Source organism: Fibrobacter sp. (genome assembly GCF_017545445.1).
Taxonomy (GTDB): Bacteria; Fibrobacterota; Fibrobacteria; order Fibrobacterales; family Fibrobacteraceae; genus Fibrobacter.
In genome coordinates, this window is the sequence record NZ_JAFWOM010000118.1 from 77,287 (window position 1) to 84,304 (window position 7,018).

6 protein-coding genes are annotated in these 7,018 nt (G+C 45.2%); 2 read left to right on the top strand and 4 right to left on the bottom strand.

Annotation, left to right across the window (positions count from 1 at the left end):
- Positions 1 to 23 precede the first annotated feature (23 nt).
- Entirely contained in the window at positions 24 to 1,814 is a 1,791-nt protein-coding gene (locus IKG78_RS13210) for an AMP-binding protein (RefSeq protein ID WP_290944254.1), read from the top strand.
- Positions 1,815 to 1,908: 94 nt separating this feature from the next.
- Here IKG78_RS13210 and IKG78_RS13215 read toward each other — a convergent pair whose 3' ends face one another.
- The 4 genes from IKG78_RS13215 to IKG78_RS13230 all read right to left on the bottom strand — a co-directional run bounded on the left by IKG78_RS13215 (position 1,909) and on the right by IKG78_RS13230 (position 5,179).
- Entirely contained in the window at positions 1,909 to 2,208 is a 300-nt protein-coding gene (locus IKG78_RS13215; RefSeq protein WP_290944256.1) for a lipoprotein, read from the bottom strand.
- 162 nt (positions 2,209 to 2,370) lie between these two features.
- Entirely contained in the window at positions 2,371 to 2,691 is a 321-nt protein-coding gene (locus IKG78_RS13220; RefSeq protein WP_290944258.1) for a hypothetical protein, read from the bottom strand.
- Between the two features lie 157 nt (positions 2,692 to 2,848).
- Positions 2,849 to 4,135, bottom strand: a complete 1,287-nt coding sequence (hemL, locus tag IKG78_RS13225; protein ID WP_290944260.1) for a glutamate-1-semialdehyde 2,1-aminomutase — start codon at positions 4,133 to 4,135, stop codon at positions 2,849 to 2,851.
- A gap of 234 nt (positions 4,136 to 4,369) precedes the next feature.
- A complete protein-coding gene (locus tag IKG78_RS13230; RefSeq protein ID WP_290944262.1) occupies positions 4,370 to 5,179 on the bottom strand; it encodes a mechanosensitive ion channel family protein in 810 nt (269 codons plus the stop codon).
- A 124-nt stretch (positions 5,180 to 5,303) separates the two neighbouring features.
- Here IKG78_RS13230 and IKG78_RS13235 point away from each other — a divergent pair, with 124 nt between their 5' ends.
- Complete coding sequence (locus IKG78_RS13235) at positions 5,304 to 6,869, top strand: FISUMP domain-containing protein (RefSeq protein WP_290944264.1); 1,566 nt, start codon at positions 5,304 to 5,306, stop codon at positions 6,867 to 6,869.
- Positions 6,870 to 7,018: the final 149 nt, after the last annotated feature.

A 7,018-nucleotide genomic window follows, 5' to 3' on the forward strand; every position in this document is an offset into this window, starting at 1 on the left:
AATATTTCGGGAACTTGACTCAAATGCTTTTAAACAAATTCATATCAAGAATCGATTACGACTCTTACGAAGACTTATACAAAAATTTCAAAATTTCGATTCCAGAGGACTTTAATTTTGCATACGACGTTGTCGATGAATATGCAAAAACAGAACCCAAGCGCGAAGCCCTCGTTTGGTGCGACGACAACGACGAAGCTCATATTTTCACATTCAAGGACTTGTCGCTAGCCTCCCAGCGCACTGCGAATTTCCTCGTAGAACAGGGAATCAAAAAAGGCGACCGCGTGATGCTCATTCTCCGCCGCCGCTACGAATTCTGGTTCTTTTTGCTCGCGCTGCACCGCATTGGCGCAATCGCCATCCCCGCAACGAACATGCTCGCCGCCGAAGATTTGGAATACCGCTTCAACGCCGCCGAAATCAAGATGGTCGTAACGTACGAAGACCCGGCACTGCAAAAGGAAGTCGATAAGGCAAAATCCAAATGCGAATCGGTCGAAAAACTCGTGACCGTCGGCCAGACCGCTCGCCAGAACTGGATCAGCTTCTACGACGACTATGAACTTTTCCCATCGACATTCGAACGCCCCACAGGCGATGATGCAACGCACAACGACGACATCATGATTGTCTATTTCACGAGTGGCACGAGTTCAAACCCAAAGATGGTGGCACACACTTATACGTACCCACTCGGACACATTGTAACCGCCAAGTACTGGCAACATGTCGTTGATGGAGGCCGCCATTTAACCGTAGCCGAAACCGGCTGGGCCAAGGCTCTCTGGGGCAAGATTTACGGGCAGTGGATTGCAGGAAGTGCCGTATTCACTTACGACATGACCACGTTCATCCCGGGCAAGCTCCTCGAAAAGATGGCCGAATACAAGGTAACGACGTTCTGTGCGCCGCCAACTGTATATCGCTATATTTTACAGCATGGTCTCAGCAAGTACGACCTTTCGAGTTTGCAGTACTGCACCACCGCCGGCGAATCTTTGAACTTGGACATTTACAACAAGTTCTTCGAGCAGACGGGAATCCGCATGCAAGAAGGCTACGGACAAACCGAACTCACGCTGACCACAGGCAACTTTGGCTTTAGCGAACCGCACCCAGGTTCTATCGGCAAACCCTCTCCGGGCTATCAGATGGAAATCATCAATGCCGAAGGCAAGCCGTGCGAGGCTGAAGAGGTCGGTGAACTTATCATCAAGATTGACCAAGGTAAGCCTTTTGGCATGTTCGGCGGTTACTATCGCGATGCAGAACGCACCGAGAAAGTCTTTGAAGGCGGAGTGTATCACACTGGCGATACGGCATACCGCGACAAGGACGGATTCTTCTGGTTTGTGGGACGCACCGACGACTTGATCAAGAGTTCCGGTTACCGCATCAGCCCCTTCGAAGTGGAAGAAGTGCTGCACAAGCACCCCGCCGTTTTGGAAGTCGCAGTCACCGGCGTCGAAGACAAGTCTCGCGGCCAAGCAGTCAAGGCGACAGTCGTTTTGCAGAAGGGCTACGAAGCCTCCAAAGATCTTGCGAAGGAAATCCAGCTTTTTGCAAAAAACATTGCCGCAAGCTACAAAAGCCCACGCATCATTGACTTTGTGACGGAACTGCCAAAGACGATTAGCGGAAAGATTCGCCGTGCGACCATCCGCGACAAAGATGCCGCCGACGCTTCGACCAGTCCAGCTGCTTCGACTAGCACAGCAACCGATGCTCAGCCAGCCGAGGCGAATCCCGCAACCGCTGCGGAAAGCACTAATAGCACAACAGCCACAGCAAACATCGCAGAAGAAAAATAAATGAAAATTGATGTTCCCGTCAAAAGGACATTTTAAGATTCAAAAAATCCGGCTTCGAATGAAGTCGGATTTTTAGCATTCATTTTTATAAACCTTACTCGTTTTCAGCACAATATTTTTTGGCCATGTCAAGCAGTTCGTCCTTCCCCACCTTGACATCAACATTTCTTGATTCAAGAAAACTTAAAGCACCACCATAAGTTATCGAGTAACCATTTTCAGTCTGCGTAAAGGTGACTGAACCGCCCTTCGTCGATGCGGTTGCGGAATTTTCCGTACTAGACACATCGCAATCGCTGGCTCCAGCAACAATATCTTTTGCCGATGATGCAGCAGAACATGCAGAAAGAACAGCCACAACTCCAATTGCAACAAGAACCATAATTTTTTTCATTGCATACTCCTTTTAGAATTTATAATAATAAATATACATCATAATTCAAACGAAAGAAAACTACAAAACATCATCACACAAAAGCCTGAATGACACTAATCAAAAAAAAGCACCATTTCCATCGGGAAACGGTGCTTTTTAAAGAAATAATCCTATAAAAAATTATTCCGCAGAATTCATTGCTTTGCAGACCGATTCAGCCATTTCCTTCAAATCAGCCACAGTAAAGTTACCATCATAATCCGTAGCCGGCATCTGATCAGCACCATAACCACCATAGGTCAGTCTAAAACCTGTATCGGTAAGAGTATAAGTGCTGGTACTTGTATAGCCACTAAAGGTTGTCGATGCAGTTGCAGAGTTGTCAGTTGTAGTAACGACGCAACCATCTGCAGCAGCAGATGTAGAGGAAGAATCGTCATCACCGCAAGCCGTAAGAATTGCAGCAAAACCAAGAGCAACGATAAGTGCGAATTTTTTCATTCCATTCTCCTTGTGAAAATAACAAAATGATAATTTAATATACATTATTACAGCTTAATTATCCAATAACAAATTATAATTTTTTTTTACATTATAAAAATCAAAACAAAAAAGAACCTCCATAGAGGTTCTTTTACATTTACCAACAGACTTGCTTTTACATTTTTTTGAACACACGTCTTGCGGCTTCAATGGTGCGGCCGATTTCGTCTTCGGTGTGAGCGGCACTCACGAAAATCGCTTCGAACTGGCTCGGCGCAAAGTAAAATCCTTCGTCGAGCATTCCAAGGAAGTAACGGCGGAACAGTTCCAAATCGGACTTCTGCACATCGGCAAAGCACGTGACCGGCCCTTCAGTAAAGAAGATACAGCCCATGGAACCCACTTGGTTTGTCGCAAGCGGAATCCCAGCCTCAGTTGCAGCATCCTTGAGTCCCGCAATCAAGCGTTTCGTCATGGCTTCGGCGTGCACATAATGTTCTGGATGCGTTGAAAGTTCACGCATCGTTGCAAGGCCAGCCGCCATCGCGACCGGATTACCCGATAGCGTACCTGCTTGGTAAATTCCGCCGAGTGGAGCAATCTGCTGCATGACATCCAAACGACCGCCGTATGCGCCCACCGGCATGCCACCGCCGATAATCTTGCCAAACGTCGTGAGGTCCGGCTTGATGCCATAAAGACCTTGTGCACAATGGATGCCCACGCGGAAACCGGTCATGACTTCATCGACAATGAGCAAAGCACCATGCTTTTTAGTTTCATCAGAAAGCGTCTGCAAGAACTCGGGCTTCGCCGGCACCACGCCCATGTTGCCCGCCACCGGTTCTACAATCACGCCAGCGATTTCGTCACCAATCTTGTCGAAAAGTTCCTTAACCCCAGCCACATCGTTATACTGGAGCGTAATCGTGTATTTCGCCAAATCCGCAGGCACGCCCTTGCTGCTCGGCTTGCCTGTCGTAAGCATACCCGAGCCAGCCTTGATGAGCAAGCTATCGCTATGGCCATGGTAGCAACCTTCGAATTTCACGATTTTATCGCGGCCCGTGAAACCTCGAGCCGCACGAATCGCACTCATCGTCGCTTCGGTTCCGCTGTTCACCATGCGGATCATCTCGACACTCGGCACAAGCGACATCACAAGCTTCGCGAGTTCCGATTCCAAGCCGCACGGAGCGCCAAAGCTAAGACCGTTCTGAGCCGTATCGGCAACAGCCTTGATTACAGAATCGTGCGCATGGCCCAAGAGCATCGGCCCCCAGCTGCCCACGTAATCAATGTAATCGTTTCCATCTACATCGTAAATATGGCTGCCCTTCGCGCGCTTGATAAACGGAGGCGTCGCCCCCACATTGCTAAACGCACGAACAGGGCTATTCACGCCGCCCGGCATAAGCGTCTTTGCTTCTGCAAACAACTTTTCGCTTAACTGATGATTCATAAAATTACCTTAAATAACGATCCCATTCTAATAGCCAAAATATTCTTACTTGTCATTCTGGAGGCCAAAGGCCGATAGAATCCATCATTTCTTGCACAAGATCCTTCCCTGAGCTAGCCGAAGGGCCTGGATGACACGTTCCCACTAATCACTGTTTACTAACCACAAACCACTTCCTACTTCCTACTGTCTACTTCCTACTGTCTACTTCCTACTAACCTTTCGTCTAAACCACTATTCTTTTACGATATGTACCACGCGCTGCGGGAACGGGATGGAAATACCGACTTCGTCAAAACGTTCCTTGACTTGCTTCATATACTTGCAACGCATATCCCAATAATCACACGTCTTGACCCAAATTCTCATATTCACGCAAACAGCGCTATCATCCAACGAAGAAACGTAAAACGACGGAGCCGGGTCCTTCAATACCGCCGAGTCATTTTCAACAAGCTGCTTCATCTCGGCCATGGCCTTTTCCGCCGAATCCGCATAATCAATGCCGAACGACAAATCCAAACGACGCTTCGGATTGCGGCTGTAATTTATAATGGGAGCGCCCCACAACATGCTGTTCGGAGCAAAAACATAAAGACCATCCAGCGAAATCAGAATCGTATTGAAAAGCCCCACGCCCACAATTTTTCCCTTCAAGGAACCGCATTCGATGTAGTCCGATGCACGGAACGGCTTGAGGAACAGCAATAAAATTCCCGACGCGATATTCCCCAACGTGTCCTTCAACGCAAGGCCAATCGCAAGAGAAGCGGCACCAATCACAGTCACAATTCCCGCCGTATTCACGCCAAGAATGTGCAGAATCATGAGCAAACCGACAATGTAAATCGCATACGAGAACAGCGAATAAAGCAACGGTTTCACAGATTCATCGGCACCTTTCTTAATGGCAAAATTTAGAATAAACCTAATAATTGCCAAAATGATAACAATTGCAATTAGAACAACTGCAATTTCAACAACATTCTGTAAAATCGGATTCACAATTCCGATATCTTTTAAAAATTTGGTCACTTCTTTCATTTTTTAAACCCCTTAATTGTCATTCCCGCCTCCGAGCGGAATTTTTCTAGAAAAATAGAAAAAAACAAAAAAAAGCCAAACTTTGAATATCCGTACCCCCTCTTTTTTTTTATAATTTTATACCATGACTCACAAGCAAATTAAATCGTTTCTTTTTACTGGAACTGTAATTTTTTTTCTAAGCAGCTGCGGTACAGATCGCATTTACGATATCACGCCACTGCCCGAAGAAGTTTCCAGCGTAAAAACACTCCCCAACTGCAATTATTCATACGATGGGGACTCAATCTATGTAAAAGAAATCGACAAAGTTCTTGTTTGCAACGCGGGTTCATGGAAAGATTCATCTCCCGTAAAATCAAGTTCTTCCAGAAAAAATTCCAGTAAATCTTCATCAAGTTCTTATTCGTCCAGTTCTCGTATATCAAGAGAATACGTTCTCGACAAAAGCTGGCCATACAAGGACCAATACGTCGATGGAGGAACATTAACAGACAAACGCGACAATCAAAAATACCCGACAGTCATCATTAACAACAGACGCTGGATGGCAGCAAACCTGCGTTTTACGTCCGAATACTTGGAAACGAAAACAGCATGCTACAAGAACAAGAGTGAAAATTGTAAAACAATGGGTCCCATGTACCATTATAGCGTCAAGGGCATCCCAACAATCACTAAAGAATGGTATTGGGAAGACTACTATATTTTTAGAGAGCCCATATTCCCGCCTAGAGAAAACATTTGCCCCGAAGGGTGGAGATTACCTAATTCAGATGATTGGAAAAGCCTTGAAAAAGCAGCAATATCATTGAAATTGGAAGAATTCGAAAATTACGAGATGTCTGCACTGCTTGACAGTTCATGGAATCTTTATAAAGACACTCTTATCGTTGCAGGAACAAACCGTCTCGGTTTTAACATTATCGGCAATCCTGTAGTTTTCAGAGATACAATTAAATATGCCATCAAAGTGGATTCTATTCCCTATTGGTACACCATTCATGCACCATACACAACAGACGTATCTAAGACAACACCTGTATCACACATATTCATTCTTCCTTGGGCCATGTATTTTAAATATAGTGGCGACGATGCACCCGATTACGCATTTATCCGTTGCATAGAAAAAGACGAAAGCGATATATATGAAATAAAACAAGACACCATGATAGATAACCGTTATGGAGATGTTTATAAAATAATAAAGGCCGGTCCGCAATGGTGGTTTGCCGAAGATTTGCATTTCAAGGAAAATCCTGATGCATGCCACCCATACGAGGCATGGGAAGAGAGCAGGAACAAATGCCAATACACTTATTACGATGCAATGGAGTACCCCAAACCCAATTACAATTGCCCCGAAGGATGGACGTTACCCACCAAGTATGATTGGTTTAATTTATTCTATTACATTGATATGAGCAACGGCAACGAAGATTTAATATCAAGCGTTCTTGTCAAAGAAGATTCTACAGGCACAAAACCTTCTCCCTCCGGATTAGATTTAGTTGATGGAGGATCATACTTTACCATAAGTACTGGTAGTGAATCCATCGCATTGAGCAACATTCCACTGCAATATCTTGTGGACACTCAAAAAAGTGGTTTTTTTTACGGTCAATCATTTCTTCACAACAAATACGCGTCAAGAATCCGTTGTATAAAAATTCAAGTCGAGGAATAACGTGAAAAGGCTTAAGTGTCAAAATGAGACCTGAACAAGGCCTCATTTTCATTTAAGTGTCATTTGGAGACCCGATTTCATGTTTACCCCTTGTTCTATAAGGCCTGTGGGCGATTAATAGTCCTGAAATCAGTACTTTTCGACGTTCT

Excerpts from the sequence above, each read along its gene's own strand:
- hemL (WP_290944260.1), bottom strand. The coding sequence starts at position 4,135 with ATGAATCATCAGTTAAGCGAAAAGTTGTTTGCAGAAGCAAAGACGCTT.
- IKG78_RS13235 (WP_290944264.1), top strand. The coding sequence starts at position 5,304 with ATGACTCACAAGCAAATTAAATCGTTTCTTTTTACTGGAACTGTAATT.
- IKG78_RS13210 (WP_290944254.1), top strand. The coding sequence starts at position 24 with ATGCTTTTAAACAAATTCATATCAAGAATCGATTACGACTCTTACGAA.
- IKG78_RS13215 (WP_290944256.1), bottom strand. The coding sequence starts at position 2,208 with ATGAAAAAAATTATGGTTCTTGTTGCAATTGGAGTTGTGGCTGTTCTT.
- IKG78_RS13230 (WP_290944262.1), bottom strand. The coding sequence starts at position 5,179 with ATGAAAGAAGTGACCAAATTTTTAAAAGATATCGGAATTGTGAATCCG.
- IKG78_RS13220 (WP_290944258.1), bottom strand. The coding sequence starts at position 2,691 with ATGAAAAAATTCGCACTTATCGTTGCTCTTGGTTTTGCTGCAATTCTT.